At 65.4% G+C, this 22,939-nt stretch carries 15 protein-coding genes and 1 tRNA gene; 10 read left to right on the top strand and 6 right to left on the bottom strand.

Annotation, left to right across the window (positions count from 1 at the left end):
• The first annotated feature begins 101 nt into the window (after positions 1-101).
• The 4 genes from GGR62_RS00840 (at position 102) to GGR62_RS00825 (ending at position 5,535) form a co-directional block, all read left to right on the top strand.
• Positions 102-1,871 carry a M14 family metallopeptidase gene (locus GGR62_RS00840; RefSeq protein WP_184405989.1) on the top strand — a complete coding sequence of 590 codons (1,770 nt, stop codon included), beginning with the start codon at positions 102-104 and terminating at the stop codon, positions 1,869-1,871.
• 123 nt (positions 1,872-1,994) lie between these two features.
• A complete protein-coding gene (locus GGR62_RS00835) occupies positions 1,995-4,232 on the top strand; it encodes a glycoside hydrolase family 3 protein (protein WP_184405987.1) in 2,238 nt (745 codons plus the stop codon).
• 142 nt (positions 4,233-4,374) lie between these two features.
• Positions 4,375-4,461: transfer RNA gene (locus tag GGR62_RS00830), tRNA-Leu, on the top strand.
• 201 nt (positions 4,462-4,662) lie between these two features.
• Positions 4,663-5,535, top strand: a complete 873-nt coding sequence (locus tag GGR62_RS00825; protein ID WP_184405984.1) for a DUF2884 family protein — start codon at positions 4,663-4,665, stop codon at positions 5,533-5,535.
• Positions 5,536-5,557: 22 nt separating this feature from the next.
• On the opposite strand, the gene GGR62_RS00820 is transcribed toward GGR62_RS00825, so the two are convergent.
• The 5 genes from GGR62_RS00820 to GGR62_RS00800 form a co-directional block, all read right to left on the bottom strand.
• Positions 5,558-6,922 (bottom strand): serine hydrolase domain-containing protein, encoded by a 1,365-nt coding sequence (locus GGR62_RS00820; RefSeq protein ID WP_260305269.1) that lies wholly within the window; start codon positions 6,920-6,922, stop codon positions 5,558-5,560.
• A gap of 665 nt (positions 6,923-7,587) precedes the next feature.
• Entirely contained in the window at positions 7,588-9,168 is a 1,581-nt protein-coding gene (locus GGR62_RS00815) for a DHA2 family efflux MFS transporter permease subunit (protein WP_184405980.1), read from the bottom strand.
• A gap of 6 nt (positions 9,169-9,174) precedes the next feature.
• Positions 9,175-10,368, bottom strand: coding sequence for an efflux RND transporter periplasmic adaptor subunit (locus tag GGR62_RS00810; RefSeq protein ID WP_184405978.1), 1,194 nt, complete (start codon positions 10,366-10,368; stop codon positions 9,175-9,177).
• A 10-nt stretch (positions 10,369-10,378) separates the two neighbouring features.
• Complete coding sequence (locus GGR62_RS00805) at positions 10,379-11,884, bottom strand: AdeC/AdeK/OprM family multidrug efflux complex outer membrane factor (protein WP_184405976.1); 1,506 nt, start codon at positions 11,882-11,884, stop codon at positions 10,379-10,381.
• The gene (locus tag GGR62_RS00800) at positions 11,881-12,321 is read right to left on the bottom strand and encodes a MarR family transcriptional regulator (RefSeq protein WP_184405974.1); all 441 of its coding nucleotides are present in this window, start codon (positions 12,319-12,321) and stop codon (positions 11,881-11,883) included. Before GGR62_RS00800 ends, GGR62_RS00805 begins: the two co-directional genes overlap by 4 nt.
• A gap of 123 nt (positions 12,322-12,444) precedes the next feature.
• On the opposite strand from GGR62_RS00800, the gene GGR62_RS00795 reads away from it, so the two are divergent.
• The 4 genes from GGR62_RS00795 (at position 12,445) to GGR62_RS00780 (ending at position 17,104) form a co-directional block, all read left to right on the top strand.
• Complete coding sequence (locus GGR62_RS00795; protein WP_184405973.1) at positions 12,445-13,296, top strand: helix-turn-helix transcriptional regulator; 852 nt, start codon at positions 12,445-12,447, stop codon at positions 13,294-13,296.
• Positions 13,297-13,356: 60 nt separating this feature from the next.
• Entirely contained in the window at positions 13,357-15,600 is a 2,244-nt protein-coding gene (gene parC / locus GGR62_RS00790; RefSeq protein ID WP_184405971.1) for a DNA topoisomerase IV subunit A, read from the top strand.
• 349 nt (positions 15,601-15,949) lie between these two features.
• Complete coding sequence (locus GGR62_RS00785; RefSeq protein WP_184405969.1) at positions 15,950-16,189, top strand: hypothetical protein; 240 nt, start codon at positions 15,950-15,952, stop codon at positions 16,187-16,189.
• Positions 16,190-16,447: 258 nt separating this feature from the next.
• Positions 16,448-17,104 (top strand): thiopurine S-methyltransferase, encoded by a 657-nt coding sequence (locus GGR62_RS00780; RefSeq protein WP_184405966.1) that lies wholly within the window; start codon positions 16,448-16,450, stop codon positions 17,102-17,104.
• 227 nt (positions 17,105-17,331) lie between these two features.
• Here the strand turns inward: GGR62_RS00780 and bfr are convergent, their stop codons facing one another.
• Positions 17,332-17,817 carry a bacterioferritin gene (bfr, locus tag GGR62_RS00775; protein WP_221228970.1) on the bottom strand — a complete coding sequence of 162 codons (486 nt, stop codon included), beginning with the start codon at positions 17,815-17,817 and terminating at the stop codon, positions 17,332-17,334.
• Between the two features lie 147 nt (positions 17,818-17,964).
• Here bfr and GGR62_RS00770 point away from each other — a divergent pair, with 147 nt between their 5' ends.
• Positions 17,965-20,361 carry a penicillin acylase family protein gene (locus GGR62_RS00770; protein ID WP_184405961.1) on the top strand — a complete coding sequence of 799 codons (2,397 nt, stop codon included), beginning with the start codon at positions 17,965-17,967 and terminating at the stop codon, positions 20,359-20,361.
• Positions 20,362-20,772: 411 nt separating this feature from the next.
• Positions 20,773-22,911 carry a TonB-dependent siderophore receptor gene (locus tag GGR62_RS00765; RefSeq protein ID WP_184405958.1) on the top strand — a complete coding sequence of 713 codons (2,139 nt, stop codon included), beginning with the start codon at positions 20,773-20,775 and terminating at the stop codon, positions 22,909-22,911.
• Positions 22,912-22,939: the final 28 nt, after the last annotated feature.

Here is a 22,939-nt window from a genome sequence, read left to right as displayed (position 1 = left end):
CCATCGGCGCGCTGGCTCGAACGCGATGACGCAGTGCAGATTGGCCTGCTGCGCCGGCTCGGCTACATTGCAAACGTTTTCCTGGAACACTGGACCGCTGGATGCCCCGCTTCACCCGCCTGGCCTTGGGCCTGTTGCTGCTGACCACCGCCCCCGCCGCATTGGCCACCGAACCGCTGACCACCCAGGCCGAGCGCAGCGGCTTTGCGCAAACCGGACGCTACGATGAAGTCATCGCACTGTGCGATGCCTTCGCGCAGCGCTACCCGCAGGCGGTGCGCTGCATCGACTTCGGCACCACCCCGGAAGGCCGGCCGATGAAGGCGTTGGTCGTGTCCACCAGCGGCGCGCTGGATGCGGCCAGTGCCGCGCAGCGCAAGTTGCCGGTGGTGCTGGTGCAAGGCGGCATCCATGCCGGCGAGATCGACGGCAAGGACGCGGGCTTCCTGGCCTTGCGCGAGTTGCTGGACGGCAAGGCCGGCAAGGGCGTACTCGACAAACTGGTGTGGGTATTCGTGCCGGTGTTCAACGTCGATGGCCACGAGCGCTTCGGCGCCTGGAACCGTCCCAATCAACGCGGCCCCGAACAGATGGGCTGGCGCGCCACCGCGCAGAACCTCAATCTCAATCGCGACTACCTCAAGGCCGACGCACCCGAAATGCAGGCGATGCTGCGGCTGGTGCAGCAGTGGGATCCGCTGATGTATGTGGACCTGCACGTCACCGACGGCGCCAAGTTCGAACACGACGTGTCGGTGCAGGTGGAGCCGGTGCATGCCGGCGATGCCACGTTGCAACGCGACGGCACGCGCTGGCGCGATGCGGTGATTGCCGATCTCGCCAAACAGGGCTCGCTGCCGCTGCCGTATTACCCATCGTTCGTGCACGAAGACGACCCGACCTCCGGCTTTGCCGACGACGTGTCGCCGCCGCGTTTTTCGCATGGCTATTTCCTGCTGCGCAACCGCTTCGGCATGCTGGTGGAAACCCATTCGTGGAAGACCTATCCGGTGCGCGTACGCGTCACCCGCAACGCGATCGTCTCGGTGCTGCAGCAGACCGCGCGCAACGGCGCCACGTGGCGCGCCGATGCGCTGGCGGCCGATCAACGCGCGACCCGGTTGGCTGGCGAGATGGAGCCATTGAGCTTCGCCGCCGGTCCAGCCGCACGCACCGTCGCCTTCCGTGGTTACGCCTACACGCGCACGCCCTCGCCGATTTCCGGCGCGTTGATGACCCGCTACGACGAGACCAGGCCGCAGATCTGGAAGGTGCCGTTACGCGATCAGATCACCCCCGACGTGGTGGTCCAGGCACCACGCGGCGGCTATCTGGTACCTGCCGCGCAAGCGGCCCTGGTGGCGGAAAAACTGCGGCTGCATGGCATCGCCTTCGACACCATCGCCACTGGCGGCGAGCACCCGGTACAGAGTTTCCGCGCCGACACCGCAACGTTTGCACCGCGCTCGAATGAAGGCCATCAAAACCTGGAGATCACCGGGCAATGGCGCGACGAAATCCGCAACGTGCCGGCCGGCTCGTTGTTCGTCCCGATCGCCCAGGCCAAATCGCGCCTGGTGATGGCGATGCTGGAACCGCAGGCGCCGGATTCGCTGCTGCAGTGGGGCCTGTTCAACACCGCATTCGAGCGCAAGGAATACATGGAGGATTACGTGGCCGAGGAGGTGGCGCGCGACATGCTCGAACGCGATCCGGCAGTGAAGGCACAGTTCGAGCAGCGCCTGGCCAGCGATGCGGCTTTCGCGGCCGACCCGAAGGCGCGGCTGGAATTCTTCTATCGCCAGCATTCTTCCTGGGATGAGCGCTATCGGTTGTATCCGGTGTTGCGCACCGCGCAGACGCAGTTCTGACGCCGCATCCGATTCCGGCAACCTCCTGATTCGGCGCGTACGCGCGCCCTTCCTACTCGGGCACTGCGATGCCCTCCCCTGATTGCAACCGCGCCACAAGGACCACCCGTGCCACACTTTGATATGAAAACGTTTACACCCCCCAGGCCACGCCGTCTCGCGCTCGCCATTGTCCTCGGCGTCAGCGTCGCGTTTACGGTCCCGCTCAGCGCACAGCCCGCCGCTGCAGCGCAGCCGTGGATGGACACCGCCTTGACTGCGGACCAGCGTGCCGACCGCCTGCTCGCGCAGATGAGCGAAGACGAAAAATTCCAGATGCTGCGCAGCTACTTCGGCCTGGGCACCGACAAGATTCCCAAGCCCGAAGGCGCGCTGGGCTCGGCCGGTTATGTCCCCGGCATTCCACGGCTCGGCATCCCGGCGCAGCAGCTGGCCGACGCTGGCGTGGGCGTGACCAATCCCGGCGGCATCCGCAAGGGCGACTACGCCACCGCGATGCCGTCCGGCCCGTCCACCGCATCGAGCTGGAATCCGCAGCTGGCCTACAACGGCGGCAAGACCATGGGCCGCGAATCCTGGCAGCAAGGCTTCAACGTGCTGCTGGCCGGCAGCGTCAACCTGCAGCGCGACCCGCGCAACGGGCGCAATTTCGAATATGCCGGCGAAGACCCGCTGCTGGCCGGCACCATGGTCGGCGAATCGATTCGTGGCGTGCAGAGCGAGCATGTGCTGTCGACGATGAAACACTTCGCGCTCAACGACATGGAAACGCGGCGCAACTTCCATAGCGCGCAGATCGGCGAGCAGGCGATGCACGAATCGGACCTGCTGGCATTCGAGATCGCGCTGAAGATCGGCGACCCCGCCTCGGTGATGTGCTCCTACAACAAGATCAACGGCATCTACGGCTGCGAGCACGATTACCTGCTCAACCGGGTGCTCAAGCAGGAATGGAACTACCCCGGCTACGTGATGTCCGATTGGGGCGGCGTGCACAGCGGCTCCAAGGCGGCGCTGGCCGGACTGGATCAACAATCGGCCGGCGAAGTGTTCGATGCAGCGGTGTACTTCGACGCGCCGTTGCGCATGGCGGTGTCGGCCGGCGTGGTGCCACGTGCGCGCTTCGACGATATGGCCAAGCGCATCCTGCGCAGCCTGTTCGCGCATGGCGCGTTCGATCATCCGACCCAGCGCCAGCCGATCGACGGGAAGGCCGGGCTGCTGGCCGCGCAACATGTCGCCGAAGAAGGCAGCGTGCTGCTGCGTAACGAACAGGCCACCTTGCCGCTGTCCAAGGACGTGCGCCGCATCGCGGTGATCGGTGGGTACGCCGACAAGGGCGTGATGTCCGGCGGCGGTTCCTCGCGTGTGGACTACACCATCAACGGCGGCAACGCGGTGCCCGGCCTCACCCCGACCACCTGGCCTGGCCCGGTGATCATCCATCCATCCTCGCCGCTGCAGGCACTGCGCGCCGCATTGCCGAATGTGCAGATCGATTACGTCGACGGCAAGGACCGCAATGCAGCCGCACGCGCGGCCAAGGCTGCCGATGTGGCGATCGTGTTCGCCACCCAGTGGGCGGCCGAATCGGTGGATCTGCCGGACATGCAATTGCCCGACAAGCAGGACGCACTGATCGAGGCGGTGGCAAAAGCCAACCCCAGGACCACCGTGGTGCTGGAAACCAACGGCCCGGTGCGCATGCCGTGGGCCGAGCGTGTGCCGGCGGTATTGCAGGCGTGGTATCCGGGCATCGGCGGCGGCCAGGCGATCGCCAACCTGCTGACCGGCGCAGTGAATCCCTCCGGCCATCTGCCGGTGACCTGGCCGGTGGACGAATCGCAGCTGCCGCGCCCCTCGATTCCGGGCCTGGGCTTCAAGCCGGCCAAGCCGGGCGAAGACAGCATCGACTACGCCATCGAAGGTGCCAACGTTGGCTATAAATGGTTCGCCGCACGCAAGTTGACCCCGCGTTATCCGTTCGGCCACGGCCTGTCGTACACGCAGTTCCGCATGGGCGGGCTGCGCGTGGAGGCCAAGGGTAGCCAGCTCACCGCGCACTTCGAAGTGGAAAATATCGGCCCGCGCGAAGGCGCCGCCGTGCCGCAGCTCTACGTCACCCTGCCCGACGGTCATGCCACCCCGCTGCGCCTGATCGGCTGGCAGAAGCTCATGCTCAAGCCCGGCGAAAAGCGCAGCGTGCAGGTCGTGGCCGAACCGAAGACGCTGGCCGACTTCGATGCCAAGGCGCGTCACTGGACGATTGCTGCCGGCAGCTACCGCGTGCAGCTGGCGCGTTCGGCGAGCGAACCGGTGGAAAGTGCGGAGGTCACCTTGCAGGCGGTGCAGCTGCCGTAAGCCGGTGTCGCGGCAGGCGTGCATCGCACGCGTCCGCCACGCCGTCTTCTCAAGTCGCCGGCAGGCACCAGCCACCACGAAGAATGTATGCGGGATGCGTTGACAGCGTCGTGCGCAACTTGCACAATTCGCCCCCTGAGTCGCCCAGGTGGCGGAATTGGTAGACGCACTAGCTTCAGGTGCTAGCGGGGGCAACTTCGTGGAGGTTCGAGTCCTCTCCTGGGCACCACGACTCACAGTAGATCGCAAAAAACCCCGCTCAGGCGGGGTTTTTTGCGTTTGGGCAGCGCACCTGAATGTCGGCGCGTCGGCATGGGTGACGCTGCCGATGGACAGCGCCGCAGCAGCGCGCATGCGGTGACTTTCGACACGCGACCCGTCGCGGCGGTGGCGGCCATGCTCCACGCCTCCGAGACGGGAACCCCAGCCAATGCCTCCCCTCCCCCGGCTTGTCCTGCTGCTTGCCGTTTTGAGTCCGCATGCGTGGGCAGACCAGACCGACACGCGCGATGCAGCTCACCATCGCGCGCACGTGTCGTCGCAGCAATGCGCGCTCGGCACGCCGTTCAATGTGCTCGCCGACAGCGGCGGCATCTGGCTTTACCGCGACAGCGACTGGCCGCGCGAAGTGTTCTTCCACGGCGGCGAACTGAGCATCGACCACAAGCTGCAGCAGATCAGTGATGCCGATGCGCAACGGCTGAGAGAGATGGAAACGCGGACCCGCGCCCTGATGCCGCAGGTCGCCGGCATTGCGCATGACGTGATCGACCTCAGCTACGACGCACTCGGCGGTGTCATCGAGGTGCTGACAGGCAGTGCGTTCAACGCCCGCAAGATCGAACGGATGCGCAGAGGCGCAAGCGCCTATGTCGATGGCACCCTGGGCAATGGGCGCTGGGATCAACAGGCGTTCGACGGCAACTTCGAACGCTACGTCGAACGCCACGCCGAAGACTTCAAAGGCAGCATCGCGCGCCACATGCTCTGGCAGATCGTCACCGGGCGCTCGGAGGGAATCGACAAACGCGCCCAACAGATGGACGGCCAACTGGATGCAAGGCTCGACGCCCAAGCATCCACCATCGAGGCCAACGCCAACAAGCTTTGCCCCCAGGTAGAAGCACTGCGCCAGCTGCAGGACGCGCTTGCGTTCCGCTACCAAGGCAAGCGGCTGCAACTGCTCGCACCGCTGGAGCAAGACACGCCCCACAATGACCGCGCGCATGCCGAACCGAAGCCCGGCAACGGCGACGCACCGCCGGGCGATGCAATCGAGGTGCAACCAGCATCAAACAGATGAGGTCGCGCGCAATCGGGTCAGATCAGCGTTTGCCGGGCGTGGCGGGCATGGTCTTGATGGTCTGCCTGATGGCGCTCGAACGGGTGAGATCTCCGCTTGCCTCGTACGCCTCGGCAAGACTGTCCAACGCATTCCTGGACGCAGGAAACAGCAGCACATTCAGTGCGAACACACGAATGGCCGCATCTGCACCGAGATTGGACAGAACGGTATAGCCGGTCGTGTTGACTATCCCCTCGAGTTGGTCGATGGGCACGCTCTTGTCGGCGCGCAGTGCATCGGCCATCGCCTGCGTGTCGTTATCGACAGGCGACTGCAGCGCGAAGGCGATGAGTTTCTCCGACACGGCTTCAGCGGGGAACCTCCGTGGCGCGATGCTCGCCATGAGGCTGTCGACCAGCACCCTGGACCACACACCGCGCGTGCTGCCATTGGTCAGGTAAACGATGGTGTAGCTATCGCCATCCAGCGCGTCGGCGAACAGCAGCCGCACCCTCACCCGCGCGCCGCCATCATGGCCCACGTACCGATAGGCGTCACTTGCGCCAACCTCCCAACCGCTGGCGAACCAACCGCGCTGCCCGTTGGACAGCACCTGCGGTTGCCAGAGCTGTTGCAGCGTTGCCTTGCCGACTAACTTGCCGTTTCGCATCGCTTCCACGAACGTCGCCAGATCATCGATGCTGGTGTACAGCTCGGCATGCCCGAGGGCGTAGTCGGGCCAGGCGATCTCCGGCTCTTTTTGCAGCTTTCCGTCCTTGCCGAGGTAGGCGCTGACGCTCCCATCGACCGGCAGCCGGGAACGTCCGAGGAAGGTATGAGATAACTTCAACGGATCGATGATTCGCTCGGCCACGACCTGCGGATACGGCTTGCGGTAATGGGCCTGCAGCAGGTATGAAAGCACCAGATAGTTGGTATTGACGTAGCGGGTGCTGCTACCCGGCGCAAACAGCAGTGGCTGATTGCCCAGCGTGGCGAAAACCGCATGCAGATTTTCCGGAAACGAAGCGTTCGCCTGCGGCGAGCCGCGCATCTGTTCCTCGGTGAAATACTCGGGCAGCCCCGCGCTGTGGTTGAGGAGCTGCCGCACCGTGATCTTGCTCCAGCGCCGCGGCAGATCGTGCAGGTAAGCCCGTGCGGGTCGGTCCAGATCGATCTGACCGGTCTCGACCAACTGCATGATCAACGTGCTCACCAGCAGCTTGCTCAGTGAAAACGCAGGGAATATCCGCTCAGGCGTCACCGGCTGCCGGCTGTCGAGATCGGCCAGCCCATCGGCGCCGCGAAACACCAGCTTGCCGTTGTGGGCAACGTACACCGCCTGCCCCACGATGCCGTAGCGCTGCCGATTGCGCTGCATCTGCTGCGTCACGTCGTCAGCCAATCCATCAGCCGATGCGAACAACGGCAACCACAGCGAAAGGAAAAGCGCGGCCTGCAGCAGACACCACGTTGCCGCAGCCGGCGCTCGCAACGGACGATGGCGCTGGACATCGTGCAAATGTCCATCACATCGATGCAGCGCAAACCGGTCTCCCTGCGGTGTCCCAGGCATGAGGCAGCAAGACGGAGACGACTCGGGCGTAGAAGGCATCATTGCCATTGAACTGCTCCCACTTGGAGAGCGTCAGTCTAGAGCGTGTTGACAAGCGCAGCACGATTGTCAGATCGGCTCACAAACCGTAGCGAGCACCCGACTGGTGGTGAGCGCAGTGGTCTTGTCAGCTGCCTCTTGTTGGATGCAGTCAGAACCCCAAGTCAAATACTGCGTCGGTCGAGGCCGCGGTGCCCTCACCGCTCCAAACGGTTTGCTGGTTGTTTTGAGAAGCGCTACGCACGCAGACCATCTCGACTGGTCCTTGCCCGCCCACCGTCGCGTGACCTTACGCGGCATGGATGCCGCGTAAGAGCCTAGATGGACGCACTTGCGACGTGTCCCGCGATGGTGGGCGGGCAAGGGCCCCGCAGCCAAGTCGCAGATCATCCGCTCTGCAGTAGACCGGCGCGAAGTCGTTTTCTTGGCCGCTCGTAGCGCCTTGTCAGCCGCGCCTAATGCCCACCACCCGCCGCTGCACCACCGGCACCCGCGCCGAACGGCGGCTTGGCCAGCCACAGGAAGAAGATGATCGCCAGGAAGGTCCAGCCGAGCAGGTAGAAAATGTCGTTGAAGCCCATCTGCGAGGCCTGGTGATTGATCATGTTGTTGAGCGATGCCGCGCCGCGCTGCAGGTCGCCCTGCCCCATCGCGGTGACCTGCTCCTGCATGCCCGGCGTGTACACCGAGATGTGCTCGGTGATGTGCGCGTGGTGCACCTGGGTGCGGCGGGCCCACAGATAGGTGGTCAACGATGCGGCAAAGCTGCCGCCCAGGGTCCGCAGGAACGTGGCCAGGCCGGAGCCTGCCGCGATCTCGCGCCCATCCAGGTCGGACAGCAGGATCTGCAACACCGGCATGAAGAACAGCGCCACGCCCACGCCCATCACCAATTGCACGGTGGCCACGTGATTGAAGTCCACCTGCAGGTTGAAGTTGGAGCGCAGGAAGCTGGTGAACGACAGGAAGATGAAGGCCACGGTGGCGAGCATGCGCAGGTCGAACCGCAGCGCGTACTTGCCGACGAACGGCGTCATCAACACCGGCAGGATCCCGATCGGCGCGGTGGCCAGACCGGCCCAGATCGCGGTATAGCCCAGATCGCGTTGCAGCCATTGCGGGATCAGCAGACTCACGCTGAAAAACGCCGCGTACGCCACCACCATCGCCAGCGTGCCCGCGCGGAAATTGCGGTGCCGGAACAGCTTGAGATCGACGATGGGGTCCTTGTCGGTGAGTTCCCAGATCACGAACACCACCAGCGCCACCGCAGCGACGCAGGCCAGCACCACGATCTTGTCGGATGAGAACCAGTCCTCGTCGTTGCCCAGATCCAGCACCAGCTGCAACGCGCCCACACCGACCACCAGCAGGATCAGACCGATGTAGTCCATGCGCGGTTTTTCCATCTGCTCGGGGCGATGGCGCAATTGCGAACCGACGATGCTGCTGGCGATGATGCCCAGCGGCACGTTGATCAAAAAGATCCATTCCCAGCTGTAGTTGTCGGTGATCCAGCCACCCAGGATCGGCCCGGCGATCGGCGCGACCACGGTGATCATCGCCAGCAGGGCCAGCGCCTGTCCGCGTTTTTCGCGCGGGTAGATCGACACCAGCAGACTCTGGGTGATCGGATACATCGGTCCGGCCACGAAGCCCTGCAGCGCACGCGAGACCACCAGCATGCCCATGCTCTGCGCCAGGCCGCACAGCAGCGAGGCGATGGTGAAGGCCAGCGTCGACCACACGAACAACTTGGTTTCGCCGAAGCGACGGCTCAGCCAACCGGTCAACGGCAAGGCGATCGCCGTGCTCACTGCGAACGAGGTGATGACCCAGGTGGCCTGCTGCGAACTGGCGCCAAGATTGCCGGCGATGGTGGGCAGGGAGACATTGGCGATGGTGGTGTCCAGCACCTGCATGAACGAGGCCATCGCCAGGCCCGCCGTGCACAACGCAACGCTCGCCGGGCGGAAGCCGGCGGCGGGCGCCGGTGCCGCGGGGCCGCCGGGGGTGGTGGGAGCTTGCGAAGACATGGTGGCTTAGCCCGCCTTGCCGGCAGGCTGCGACGGCAGGTTGTCCTGGATGATGCGATGGATATCCGCGTCGGCCGCCTTCAGCTGCTGCGCGTAGACATCGGTGGAGAACACCGCGCCATTGGCGAACTTGGTCGGCAACACCGTGCCCCGCTGGTCATGCAGATTGACCTCGACCTTCATCGACAAACCGATGCGCAGCGGATTGCCGGCCAGCTGTTTGGGATCCACTGCAATCCGTACCGGCACGCGCTGCACGATCTTGATCCAGTTGCCACTGGCGTTTTGCGCCGGCAACAGCGAGAAGGCGCTGCCGGTGCCCAGACCAAGGCTTTGGATGCGACCGGTGTAGCTGACGCCACTGCCGTACAGGTCCGAATGCAGCTCCACTTCCTGGCCCAGGCGCATGTGCTTGAGCTGGGTTTCCTTGAAGTTGGCTTCCACCCACACCTGCTCCAGCGGTACCACCGCCATCAGCACGCTACCCGGCTGCACGCGCTGGCCGACCTGCGCCGAACGCCGCGCGACATAGCCCGACACCGGCGCAACCACGCCGGTGCGCGCATGATTCAAATAGGCCTGGCGCAGCTGCGCCGCGGCAGTCTGCACGTCCGGCTGATTGGCCAGCGCGCTGTCGTCGACCAGTGCACGGTTACGCTCGAAGCTCTCGCGCGAACCGCTCACAGCGACCTCGGCGGCGGCGAGCTCTTCGCGCGCATGCGCCAGTTCTTCGTTGGAAATCGCACCGCTGGCAGCCAGATTCTTGCGCCGTGCGAAATCGGCACGTGCGCTGCGCAAGGACACCTCGCGCGACGACAGTTCGGCCTGTGCGCCTTCGACGCTGCGATACAGACCACGCACCTGACGCACGGTCTTGGCGAGGTTGGCTTGTGCCTGCTGCAACGCGACCTCGCTATCGGCCGGGTCCAGCTGCACCAGCAACTGGCCGCGCTCCACGCGCATGCCGTCTTCGGCGCCGATGCTGACCACCGTGCCGCCCACCATCGGGGTGATCTGCACCTGGTTGCCCTGCACGTAAGCGTCGTCGGTGTCTTCGTGCCAGCGGCCGACCAGGAAGTACCACGCCACGATGCCGATGATCGCCAGGATCACCACAATGGCCACGAGACGCAGCAGCATGCGGCGCTTGCTCGGGGCAGCGGGCGCGGGTTGGGGAGAAGTTGCAGTGGTCTGGCTCATCGTCGCTGTCTCAGGAATGCGGTTGTGCGGAAGTGGGCGCGGTGCGTGCGGTATCGCGTGCGGGTTCGGGCGTGAATCCGCCGCCCAGCGCACGCTGCAACCTCACCGAGGCCAAAAGTTGTTGCGATTGCAGGCCGGCCATGCGCTCGCGTGCGACCAGCAATTGCTCCTGCACGCTGAGCACTTCCAGGTAACTGCCGATGCCGGCGCGGTAGCGTTGCTGCGCGAGATCGAAGGCCGCAGTCACGGTCTGCACGGCGTCGTTCTGCGCACGCGCACGCTGCTCCAGCGAACGCACCGCAGTGACCTGGTCGGCCACCTCACGCAGCGCGTCGAGCACCTTCTGGTTGTAATCGGCCACCGCCAGGTCGTACTGCGCATCGCTGCCGGCCAGGCCGGCGCGCAGCTTGCCGCCATCGAAGATCGGCAGGCTCAAGGCTGGCGCCACCAGCCCGAACACCGAACCGCTTTCCAGCAGCTTGCCGACGTCCGGGTTGATTACCCCGCCCAGGGCGGTGAGGTTGAGACTGGGATAGAAGCGGGTCTTGGCGACCGCGATGCCCTTGTCGGCCGCCTCCACACGCCAGCGCGCGGCGACCACGTCCGGGCGACGGCCGAGCAGATCGGCCGGCAGGTTGCTCGGCAACTGCAGCGCGATCGTTGCAGCCAATGTCGGGCGGGCGATGTCCAGCCCGCGATCCGGGCCCTGCCCGACCAAGGCGGCCAGCGCGGTACGGGCTTGGTCGATCTGCTGTTGCGCGGACTGCACCTGTTGCTGCGCGGCGGGCACGCGCGCCTGTGATTGGCGCACCTGCAATTCGCTATCGATGCCGGCACTGCGACGCTGCCGGGTCAGCTCCAGGGTCTTCTGCGCGCGGGCCAACTCATCGTTGGCCACATCGTGCAGGTTCCATGCGTAGGCGAGCTGCGCGTAGCCTTCGGCGATTGCGGCCGACAGGTTGAGGCGCGCCGCCTGCGCGTCCACTTCGGACGCATGCGCCTGGTCGACAGCCGCTTCCCACGCAGTACGCTTGCCGCCCCACAGATCGATGCCGTAACGGAAATCCAGCGCCGCCTGCGCGCTGCCACCGTAGCTGCCGCCGAGTTCGTCGCCGACCATCGATTCGGGCAGTTGCAGACCGGTGTAGCCGCCAGACACCGACAGGCTCGGGCCACGATCGGCCTGCGCGGTGCCGGTGCGCGCCTGGGCCTGGCGCAGGCGCGCGTCGGCGGCCGCCAGGCTGGGGCTGTGCTGCAGGCCTTCGGCAATCAGGGCGTCCAGTTGCGGGTCGCCCAGGGCGCGCCACCAATCGCTGGCCGGCCATGCGGCCGGGCTCAGGGTGGCGTGCGCCAGGGTGCGTTCGGCGTGTAGTGCGCCAGGTTCGAGCACGCTGCCTTGCGGGGCCAGGCCATGGCTGCTGGCGCAGGCCGCCAGCGCCAACGTCAGCGCGGTGAGGACCAGCGGCCGCAGCAAGCGCGGGCGCGACGTCTGGATCGGGGAACTAGCAGCGTTCATGAGTTGAGTGCATCGCGGACACGGATAAGAAGAGAAGTGAGTTGCTCGCGTTCGGGCACGGCCAGATCGCGCAGACCGTGCTCGATCGCACGCTCGCCGCGCAGCTTCAGCCGCTCCCACAGCGCCACGCCCTGTTCGGTCATCACGATCTGCAGCGCGCGCCGATCCTGCGCATGCGGCTCGCGGCGCACCGCGCCGAGCGCTTCTAGCTTGTCGAGCAGGCGGGTGACCGCGCTCGGGGTCTGGTCCAGCGCCAGCGCCAGTTCGTTGGCCGTGCACGGCGAGCGCACCGCCAGGATCTTCAGCCCGACGTAGTGGCTGAAACCGAAATCGGGCAGCTCGCCCTTCATCTCGGCATCGAGCTGGCGCATCAGTGCATCGCGCACCTGGCGCAACAGCAGGCCAAACGACGGCGAGGTGGCGGAGAGATCATCCATAGCGGCACATTTTGTTCCGAAAAATATATTTGTCAACGCAAATATCCCGGAAGGGATTAAACCGCCAGCAAGGATCGTCACCTTACGCGCCTGTTGCGCTGGCCCGGTAATACAATTGCGCCAATGACTATCGAAAACCCGCCAACCACCATCGACGCGCTGCCACCAGGCGTGCGCGCCAGCTTTGAATGGGCCGATGGCCCGGAAGTGATCGCGTTCCTGGCCGATCTGCGCGCGGTATGGGCACCGGAGACCGACTGGCATGCGCACGTGCGCGGCCAGCTGATGTATGTGGAGCAAGGCGTACTGACCGTGCATACCGAACAGGGCACCCTGTCGCTACCGCCGGGGTGTGCCGGCTGGATGCCGCCCGGCCAGAAGCACACGGTCGAGTTGGCCGGGCCGATGCGCGGCTGGGGCGTGGTGGTCAGGCCGGATGCCTGCACCACGCTGCCGACGCAAGGCGGGGTGATCCGTCTGACCGGGTTGGCGCGCGAAGTCATCATGCGCGCGGCCGGCTGGCCGCTGCACCAGCCGCTGGATGCCGCCCGGCAACGGCTGGCGGCAGTGCTGCTGGACGAACTGTGCCAGGCGCAGATCGACCACCTGCATCTGCCGATGCCGGCCGACCGCCGGCTGTTGCGCATCGCCCGGCAGCTGCTCGACACCCCTGCCGACCCGCGCCCGCTGGACGCCTGGGCCGACTGGGGCGGGTTGTCGGCACGCAGCCTGAGCCGGCATTTCCGCCACGAAACCGGGCTGAGTTTCGCGCAGTGGCGGCAACAGGCGCGGCTGGCCGAAGGCCTGCGGCGCCTCAGTCAGGGCACGCCGGTCGCACAGGTGGCCGACCAGCTCGGATACAGCAGCCCCAGCGCCTTCGTCAGCGTGTTCCACCGCCATTTCGGCGCTCCACCGACGCGGTATCTGGCCGGCACGCACGCGCGCGGCTTGGCATCCCCCGCCGCATCAGGATAATCGGCGCTCTTCGAGCTCGCGCTACGGCGCAGGCTCTTCTTTCGTAGGACCTGGCTTTACATGACCGATCTGACCCGCCCCACCTTCCACGGCTTCGAACAGCTGCCGCTGCGCGAGTACGCCGAACGCGCCTATCTCGACTATTCGATGTACGTGGTGCTCGACCGCGCCCTGCCGTTCCTGGGTGACGGCCTGAAGCCGGTGCAGCGGCGCATCATCTTCGCGATGAGCGAGCTGGGCCTGAACGCCGCCGCCAAGCCGAAGAAATCCGCGCGCACCGTGGGCGATGTGATCGGTAAGTACCATCCGCACGGCGACAGCGCCTGCTACGAAGCGCTGGTGCTGATGGCGCAGCCGTTTTCGTACCGTTACCCGCTGATCGAGGGCCAGGGCAACTTCGGCTCCACCGACGACCCCAAGTCGTTCGCGGCGATGCGCTACACCGAATCCAAGCTGACCCCGATCGCCGAAGTGCTGCTGGGCGAGATCAGCCAGGGCACCACCGACTGGGCCGCCAACTTCGACGGCACCCTGGAAGAGCCGACCTGGTTGCCCGCGCGCCTGCCGCACCTGCTGCTCAACGGCACCACCGGCATCGCGGTGGGCATGGCCACCGACGTGCCGCCGCACAACCTCAACGAGATCGTCAGCGCGCTGCTGCGACTGCTCGACAACCCCGATGCCACGGTCGCCGAACTGTGCGAGCACGTGCTGGGCCCGGACTACCCCACCACCGCCGAGATCATCACCCCGGTGGCCGACCTGCGCGCCATCTACGAGACCGGCCACGGCAGCGTGCGTGCGCGTGCCACCTACAAGAAAGAACACGCCAACATCGTCATCGACGCGCTGCCCTATCAGGTGTCGCCGTCCAAGGTGATCGAGCAGATCGCCCAGCAGATGCGCGCCAAGAAGCTGCCGTGGCTGGAAGACATCCGCGACGAGTCCGACCACACCAGCCCGGTGCGGGTGGTGCTGGTGCCGCGCTCCAACCGCGTCGATGCCGAACAGCTGATGGGCCACTTGTTCGTCACTACCGATCTTGAGCGCAGCTACCGCGTCAACCTCAACGTGATCGGCCTGGATGGCCGCCCGCAGGTCAAGAACCTGCGCCAGTTGCTGAGCGAATGGCTGACCTTCCGCAGCGACACCGTCACCCGCCGCCTCAACCATCGCCTGCAGAAGGTCGAGCGTCGCCTGCACCTGTTGGAAGGCCTGTTGATCGCCTTCCTCAATCTGGACGAAGTGATTCGCATCGTCCGCAGCGAGGACGAACCCAAGCCGGTGTTGATCGCCCGTTTCGCGCTCAGCGAGGAACAGGCCGAATACATCCTGGAAACCAAGCTGCGTCAGCTGGCGCGCCTGGAAGAAATGAAGATCCGCGGCGAGCAGGAAGCGCTGGCCAAGGAACGCGCGCAGTTGATGGCGATCCTGGAAAGCAAGACCAAGCTGAAGAAGCTGATCAAGGACGAGCTCACCGCCGACGCCAAGAAGTTCGGCGACGCGCGTCGCTCGCCGCTGGTGCAGCGTGGCGCCGCGCAGGCGATCGACGAGACCGAGATGGTCGCCAGCGAACCGATGACCGTGGTGATGTCGGAAAAGGGCTGGGTGCGTGCGGCCAAGGGCCATGAGGTCGATCCGGCCGGCATGGCCTACCGCGATGGTGACAGCCTGCTGGCGGCGGTGCGTAGCCGCAGCACGCATCAGGTGGCCTTCCTGGATTCGGAAGGCCGCGCCTATTCGACCGCCGTGCATACCCTGCCCTCGGCGCGTGGCAATGGCGAACCATTGACCGGGCGTTTCTCGCCGGGCTCGGGCGCCGCGTTCCAGGTCATGGCCAGCGCCGACAACGCCACCCGCTTCGTGCTGGCGTCCTCGCACGGCTATGGCTTCGTCACCCGCTTCGAAAACCTCACCGGCCGCAACAAGGCCGGCAAGGCAATGCTCAACCTGACCGCCGGCTCGCACGTACTCACACCCGCGCAGGTGAGCAACCCGCAGACCGACCGCATCGTCGCCGTCACCAGCGCCGGCAACCTGCTGGCGGTGCCGGCCACCGACGTGCCCGAGCTGGACAAGGGCAAAGGCAACAAGATCATCGAAATCCCCAAGGCCAAGCTCGGCACCGAGCGCGTGGTGGCGGTGGTCGCGGTGGCGCCCGGCAACACGCTGCTAGTGCACAGCGGCGCGCGCACCATGAGCCTGTCGTTCAAGGATCTGGACCCGTATGTGGGCACGCGTGCGAGTCGCGGGGCGTTGTTGCCGAGAGGGTGGCAGAAGGTGGATGGACTGGAAGTGCAGTAACGATCTGTCATCCAATCGGCGCGCGGCGGCGCGTTCGCCAGTGTCGGCGCCGCGTTTCACCGAGGCGCGGCAGAAAGTGGATGGACTGGAAGTGCAGTAACGGGCTGTCATCCAAGCGCCGCGCGGCGGCGCGATTGCAAGTGTCGCCGCCGCGTTTCACCGAGGCGCGGCAGAAAGTGGATGGACTGGAAGTGCAGTAACGGTCTGTCATCCAATCGGCGCGCGGCGGCGCGTTCGCCAGTGTCGCCGCCGCGTTTCACCGAGGCGCGGCAGAAGGCAGGAGGACGGGATCTTCCATTGCAATGAATCACCAACGCACCGCGTTGCGGCGCATTGGCTGGGAGGTTCAATGCTGTACGCGGATGGCCAAGCATCAAAAGCCGGTGATCTCATCGAGATCGACGCGCAATACCGCGGGAATGTCGTTGCCTGCATGGACACGGCCGATTATCTTCCGGGCCACGAGAGCTGGAGCTATCTTGGCCACGGCATCATGGTCGACACGGATTTTTGTGGCCTGGTTCATTACGACCAGGCCTCTGCCGATGCAGAGGGACTGCTGCTCATTGCGCGTCTGCCAGCCAGTTGAATCACGCAGTCAGATCCATCGGTGGCGCGCGACTTGATTGAAGCAATTGCTGTAGCGTCGCGGCGGAAGCGCCGGACAGAGTTCGGTGCGCCCTCCTCCCGGCATGCAACCACCCAGCCGGCGATTTGATCGATGCGCTTGGCTGAAAAAACGAACTTCATCACCTGCAGCACTGAGCAGCCGCGCCGCGCTACGCACACAGGCACGATTTTTTCATAAGCGCGATGCCGCACTGCGTTGCACCAACACGACGAGACCATGAACACAGATTTCTGGCTGCAACGCTGGCAGGACGGACAGACCGGCTTCCATCAGGACGAGGTGATGCCGCTGCTGCAGAAGCACTGGCCCGCGTTGCAGTTGCCACACGCTGCACGCGTGTTGGTGCCGCTCTGCGGCAAGACGCTGGATATGCATTGGCTGGCTGCGCAAGGCCATCGCGTGCTAGGCGTAGAGGTCTCGCCGCTGGCGGTGACGCAGTTCTTCGATGACGCCAACCTGCAACCGCAGCGCCACACCAGCAGCGCGGGCGAACATTTCATCGCCGGCCCGATCGAGATCATCTGCGGCGACGCCTTCGCGCTGGACGCGCAGGTGCTGGCCGAGTGCATGGCGGTCTACGACCGCGCCGCGCTGGTGGCCTTGCCGGCGGACCTGCGCCAGCAGTATCTGCAAACCACCTACGCGCGCTTGCCTGCAATGTGTCGCGGGTTGCTGATCACGCTGGACTATCCGCAAGTCGAAAAGGCCGGCCCGCCTTTCGCGGTGGATGCTGCCCAGGTGCAGGCGCTGTTTCAGGCGCAATGGCAGGTGCAGCAGCTGGAACAGCGCGACATCCTGGATCAGGAACCGCGCTTCCGTGCCGACGGCGTCACCGCACTATCCACCGCGGTGTATCGGCTGCAACGCCGCTGACAGCGTCGAGACAAGGTCTGCAGCGCCAATTCCGGAGTCGGCAAGGCCGCAATGAAAAACGCCGGCATAGAGCCGGCGATCTACAGCAATTGGGCGAATGGCGTCACCACGAAGGTCGGCACATCTCAGCAAGCCAGTGCAACCCGCTGGCCACGCCTCACATCCCGTTGCAGCCTCAACCACTAGCGTGCGGCCTTGCACCGCACGCCGGTCCAGCAATCCCCCAATCAACCGGCCACGGGGCCCTTGTCGATCTTCGATGTCTGGTACAGCTCCAGACCGATCCGCTTGATCAGGCCCAATTGCTGCTCCAGCCACCAGGCATGGTCTTCTTCGGTGTCCTGCAGCTGCTTGAGCAGGATGTCGCGGCTGACGTAGTCGCCGTGCTCTTCGCACAGTTTCATGCCGGCAGCGAGATTGGCGCGCACTTCGTATTCCACGACCAGATCGCGTTCGAGCATCTCCACCACGGTCTTGCCTGGCGCAAACTCTGTCGGACGCATGTCCGGGTCGCCTTCCAGGAACAGGATGCGCCGCAACAACGCGTCTGCGTGCTCGGTCTCCTCTTCCATCTCGTGGTTGATGCGCTCGTACAGCGCCATCAGTCCCTGATCCTCGTAACGGCGCGAGTGCAGGAAATACTGGTCGCGCGCCGCCAATTCGCCGCGCAGCAGCTGCTTGAGGTAATCGACGACTTCGGGGTGGCCTTTCATGGTGTGCTCCAGTGACGCAATGCGCGCATGGTGCCCTAACCGGCAAGGCAATGATCTAATCGGAATCACTTTCAGTTGCGCTTGCGGCCGGACCCGCCACGGTCATAACCGCAGGCCACACTTTTGAGCGGACTCAAGGAATCGACAATGCGCAAATGGCTTGGACGGCTGATGCCGGTGATCGTGGTGACCCTGCTGGTCATGTTGACCCTGTATCTGCTGATACGCGGCAGCCTGCCGCAGCTGGAGGGCGACAGCCCCCTGTCAGGCCTCGCGGCACCGGTCAGCGTGCAGCGCGACCAGCGTGGCGTGGTCACCATCGCTGCGAGCAATCAGATCGATGCCATGCGCGCGCTCGGCTACGTGCACGCGCAGGAGCGCTATTTCGAGATGGACCTGATGCGCCGCGCGCCGGCCGGCGAGTTGTCCGAACTGTTCGGGCGCATCGCGCTGGACCTGGACAAACGCAATCGCGTGCACCGGCTGAGGGCGCGTGTACGTGCCAGCCTCGACATCGCCGCCGGCAGCCAGCGCGCCGCATTGCAGGCCTATACCGACGGCGTGAACGCCGGCCTGGCGGACTTGCGGGTGCGTCCGTGGCCCTACCTTCTGCTGTTGAAGACACCACGCGCCTGGACGCTGGACGATTCCATCCTGACCGGCATGGCGATGTATACCGACCTGCAGGACAACGACAACCAGACCGAACTGGCCAGCGCACGCATCCGCGCAGTGGTGCCGCCGGCGCTGGCGGCGTTGCTCGACCACCAGGGCTCCAGCTGGGACGCGCCGTTGTTCGGACCGGCGCTGGGCGATGCCGCGCTGCCGGATGCTGCCGCAGTGGATTTGCGCCGCTTGCCGCATCCGGCCGTCGCACCGCAAGCCGAGCAACCGACACCCGGCAGCAACAACTTCGCCGTGGACGGCAGTCTCACCCGCGACGGCCGCGCCATCGTCGCCGACGATATGCATCTGGGCTTGCGCGCGCCCAACATCTGGTTCCGTGCGCGCTTGCGCTACCCGGACGCGAGCGCGCCTGGCGGCAAGGTGGATGTCACCGGCTTCACCCTGCCCGGCCTGCCGGCGGTGGTGGTCGGCAGCAACGGGCATGTGGCCTGGGCCTTCACCAACAGCTATATCGACACAGCGGACTTTGCGCGGATTCCGCCGGCCACACCGGGGCATCCGCAGGCGCTCACCACACATGTCGAAACCATCCGCGTGTCCGGTGCCCCCTCGGTGCAGTTGAAGGTGCGCGAGGCCGCATGGGGGCCGATCGTGCATGAAAACGCCGATGGCAGCCTGCTGGCGCTGCGCTGGGCTGCGCAGCTTCCCGGTGCGATCCGCCTGGATTTCGCGCAAATGAGCACGGCAGCCGATCTGGAAGGAGCATTTGCAGTGGCCGATCGCTCGGGCATTCCCGTGCAGAACCTGGTGCTGGCCGATCGCAGCGGGCGCATCGCCTGGCGTCTGATCGGTGCGCGGCCGGCACGCAATGCCGGGTGCGGCCCGAGCGGCATCGCCGAACTCGCATCGTCGTCAATGGGCCCGAACGCGCCATCGCACACGCCTGCGGAGGCGGCAGCGGCGCCGACCGGATGCGTGCCGTGGTCGGTGCGCAGCGACGACGCGCCTGCGTTGATCGACCCACCCTCGCACCGGCTGTGGACCGCCAATAGCCGCATCGTCGATGCGCAGCAGTTGGCCACGCTCGGCAACGCCGGCTACGACCTCGGCGCGCGTGCGCAGCAGATCCGCGACGACCTGTTCGCCAAGCAGCGTTTCAACGAGCTGGATCTGCTTGCCATCCAGCTCGACGATCGCGCCCTGCTGCTCACGCGCTGGTGGCAGTTGCTGCGCAGCGTGGTCGAACACAGCAAGGACCCGAAGCTGCAGCAGATCGAAGTCGCCACGCGGCAATGGGACGGGCACGCCTCTACTGGCTCTGCCAGCTACCGGATCGTGCGCAGTTTTCGTGGGGCGACCATCGATGCCGTGGCAGCAGGCTTGCGCGCGCCGGCCCAGGCCGCGCTGGGGGACAGTTTCCTGATACCACGTCGCACGCCGCTGGAAGGCATCGTCTGGCCATTGCTGCAGCAACGTCCAGCCAATCTGCTGCCACCGACGTACCCAAGCTGGGATCAGCTGCTGATCGAGGCCGCACGCACCGTGCAGACCGATCTAACGGCGAAAGAGGGCCCGCTGAGCGAGCGTACCTGGGGCGAACGCAACACCGCCGCCATCTGCCATCCACTTGCGCGTGCATTGCCGGTGTTGGGCAAGCGCTGGCTCTGCATGCCTGCCGACGAACTACCGGGCGATCGCGACATGCCACGGGTGCAAGGCGCGGACTTCGGCGCCTCCGAGCGCATGGTGGTGTCGCCAGGCCACGAACAGGACGGCATCGTGCATATGCCGGGCGGCCAGAGCGGACATCCGTTGTCGCCGTTCTGGGGCGCCGGGCATGACGATTGGGTGCATGGCCGCCCGACACCGTTCCTGCCGACCGCCACGCGCTATACGCTGCATTTGCAGCCGAAGTAGGCAGCGCCGTTCCCCGCGCTGCTACAGCAGAGAGATCTGGACCAGAAGAAACCGCCGACCGCCATAAGCCCCTCTCCCGCATGCGGGAGAGGGGTTGGGGTGAGGGCACGTTGGGGTGAGGGCACGGAGCAACGCGACGCAATGCACTGAATGCATGCAACGCGGTTGCGTCGTTCGCGTCAAACGGCGCGCGGCACGCCACGCAATGCGGCTTGCCGCACCCGCATCCGCTCTTCGGGCACCTTTCTCCCTGAGAGAGAAGGCACAAGCGATGCTGTGCCCTTCTGCACATGCCTCTCCCACTGCGCACATGCGCACAGAAGCACCCAGACCGCGCACACCTGGCCATCCATGCGATGAAGCGAGCACAGCATGCTAAGATGCAATTGGTAACCATTCCCATTATCAACAATGCATCCCACGCTTCGCATCACCGCCCTCGCCGCTGCACTCGCGCTGCCCGCATATCCTGCCTTTGCGCAACACCACGACCATGCCGAAGTCACCGAGCTCGATGGCGTCAACGTGGTCGGTCGTGCGCAGACCTTGTACAAATCCGACGATGCAGCGGTCGCCACGCGCACCGACACGCCGCTAGCGCTGGTGCCGCAGTCGGTGCAGGTGCTGCCGCGCGAGTTGATCGACGACCAGGCCGCGCGCCAGATCACCGATCTGTATCGCAGCATCAGCGGCATCAGCTTCTTCAGTTACGCCGGTGTCACCCTGCGCGGATTCCGCCAGGAAAACGTGCTGTACGACGGTCTGCGCGGCGATCCGTATGCCGGTTTCTCGGTGCCGCAGCTGTTCAATATCGAACGCGTGGAAGTGCTCAAGGGTCCGGCCGGTGCGTTGTACGGTGGCGGCGAACCGGGTGGCCTCATCAACTACGTCACCCGCAAACCCGGCCATCAGGCCGCGCGCCGGGTGGAGCTGCAGGCGGGCAATCAATCCTTCGGCGCGGCCTCGTTCGAAGCAACCGGCCCGGCGCGTGCCGATGGGCGCATTCGCTATCGCATCGGTGCCTATGCCGATGGTGAGGATGGTTTCCGCTGGAACACCGATAGCCAGAGCCAGATCGGCGATGCCTCGGTGGCCTTCGATATCGGTCAGACCGGCGAACTCACCCTGCAATACACCGACATCACCCAGAACCTGGGCGGCAATCGCCTGCGCGGCGTGCCGGTGGACGATGACGGCAACTTCCTCACCGACCGGCGCTGGAATCACAACGAGCCGACCGACTTCCTCGACATGCGCGCCAAGGTGGCGTTTGCGCAGTACCGGTTCGCACCGTCCAGCGCGTGGGACGTGGACATGGCGCTGCGCTGGTTCAAGAACGACGAGCATCAGATCTATCACGAGCCGATGGGCCTGATCGATCGCGATCGCGACGGCACCGCCGAGTGGATGACCCGGCAGCTGCGCAATCAATACCGCGACAACGATGCGATCTCCAGCAACGTCAACGCAGTGTTCCGCACCAGCATCGGCGCGATCGAACACAAGCTCTTGATGGGCGCGGACTACTACCGCCTGGATGCCGATTTCCGTGCGCAGACCGCCAATACCGCCGATACCGGACGCACGCGCGGCCCGGTGCCGGGCATCGATCTGTTCAACCCGGTGTACGGGCGCAGCGGTTTTTACGACTACGGTCTGGACAGCCTGCCCTGGCGGGCCACCAGCACACGCAGTCAGCGCTATGGCGCCTATCTGCAGGACGAACTCACGCTGACCCCGCGCTGGTACGCGATGGCCGGGATGCGTTGGGACGGCTTCAAGGACGACAACCTGCTGGATGGCTCGCGCGTCACCGGCAACGATCTCAGCTGGCGTGTGGGCAGCACCTTCGTGCTGCGCGATGGCATCAATGCCTACGCAAGCTACGCCAGCGGCTTCCTGCCGCAGGATGCGGCCAAGCAGGACGGTAGCGTCGGTGGACCGTTCGACCCGGAACGCAGCACGCAGTGGGAACTGGGCCTGAAAACGGCGCTCAACGATGGCGGGCTGACGCTCAACACCGCGCTGTACCGCATCGAACGCAGCAATATCGTGCAGGCCAACGGCAGCATCGTCGATGGCGTCAATCAACTCGCCGCACTCGGCCTGGTGCGCAGCGAAGGCCTGGAAGTGGACCTGCTGGCCGACCTCACCGAACGGTGGGTGCTCAATCTGACTTACGCCTACAACGACGCGCGCGTGCTCGATGCAGGTACCGACGGCATCACCAATGCGTCGGGTGACCGCTTCGCCAATGCACCGCGCAACACCTTCGGCCTGTGGACACGCTACGACCTGCCGGCCTGGCGGTCGGCCATCGCCTTCGGTGCCGATTATGTGGGCGAGCGCGTCAGCCTGGAGGGGCAACGCGTCAAGCCGTATGCGATCTACGACATCAGCTGGCAAACGCAATGGGATGCGTGGAAGCTGCAGGTCAACGTCAAGAACCTGTTCGACAAGGTCTATGCAGTGAGCGGTTTCAACACACGCGCCGGGCATTTTCCGGGCGAACCGCGGCGTATCTACGCGCAGTTGGCCTATAGCTTCTGACTGCGGACAGCCTCGGCGCACGCAGACA

The sequence above is a fragment of the Xanthomonas sp. 3075 genome (assembly GCF_014197275.1).
Classification (GTDB): domain Bacteria; phylum Pseudomonadota; class Gammaproteobacteria; order Xanthomonadales; family Xanthomonadaceae; genus Xanthomonas; species Xanthomonas campestris_B.
Note: the sequence above shows the minus strand (reverse complement) of the source record. Positions and strands in the feature narration are given on the sequence as shown.

Coding starts and splice junctions, on each gene's coding strand:
- GGR62_RS00840 (WP_184405989.1), top strand. CDS start 102: ATGCCCCGCTTCACCCGCCTGGCCTTGGGCCTGTTGCTGCTGACCACC.
- GGR62_RS00835 (WP_184405987.1), top strand. CDS start 1,995: ATGAAAACGTTTACACCCCCCAGGCCACGCCGTCTCGCGCTCGCCATT.
- GGR62_RS00825 (WP_184405984.1), top strand. CDS start 4,663: ATGCCTCCCCTCCCCCGGCTTGTCCTGCTGCTTGCCGTTTTGAGTCCG.
- GGR62_RS00815 (WP_184405980.1), bottom strand. CDS start 9,168: ATGTCTTCGCAAGCTCCCACCACCCCCGGCGGCCCCGCGGCACCGGCG.
- GGR62_RS00810 (WP_184405978.1), bottom strand. CDS start 10,368: ATGAGCCAGACCACTGCAACTTCTCCCCAACCCGCGCCCGCTGCCCCG.
- GGR62_RS00805 (WP_184405976.1), bottom strand. CDS start 11,884: ATGAACGCTGCTAGTTCCCCGATCCAGACGTCGCGCCCGCGCTTGCTG.
- GGR62_RS00800 (WP_184405974.1), bottom strand. CDS start 12,321: ATGGATGATCTCTCCGCCACCTCGCCGTCGTTTGGCCTGCTGTTGCGC.
- GGR62_RS00795 (WP_184405973.1), top strand. CDS start 12,445: ATGACTATCGAAAACCCGCCAACCACCATCGACGCGCTGCCACCAGGC.
- parC (WP_184405971.1), top strand. CDS start 13,357: ATGACCGATCTGACCCGCCCCACCTTCCACGGCTTCGAACAGCTGCCG.
- GGR62_RS00785 (WP_184405969.1), top strand. CDS start 15,950: ATGCTGTACGCGGATGGCCAAGCATCAAAAGCCGGTGATCTCATCGAG.
- GGR62_RS00780 (WP_184405966.1), top strand. CDS start 16,448: ATGAACACAGATTTCTGGCTGCAACGCTGGCAGGACGGACAGACCGGC.
- bfr (WP_221228970.1), bottom strand. CDS start 17,817: ATGAAAGGCCACCCCGAAGTCGTCGATTACCTCAAGCAGCTGCTGCGC.
- GGR62_RS00770 (WP_184405961.1), top strand. CDS start 17,965: ATGCGCAAATGGCTTGGACGGCTGATGCCGGTGATCGTGGTGACCCTG.
- GGR62_RS00765 (WP_184405958.1), top strand. CDS start 20,773: ATGCATCCCACGCTTCGCATCACCGCCCTCGCCGCTGCACTCGCGCTG.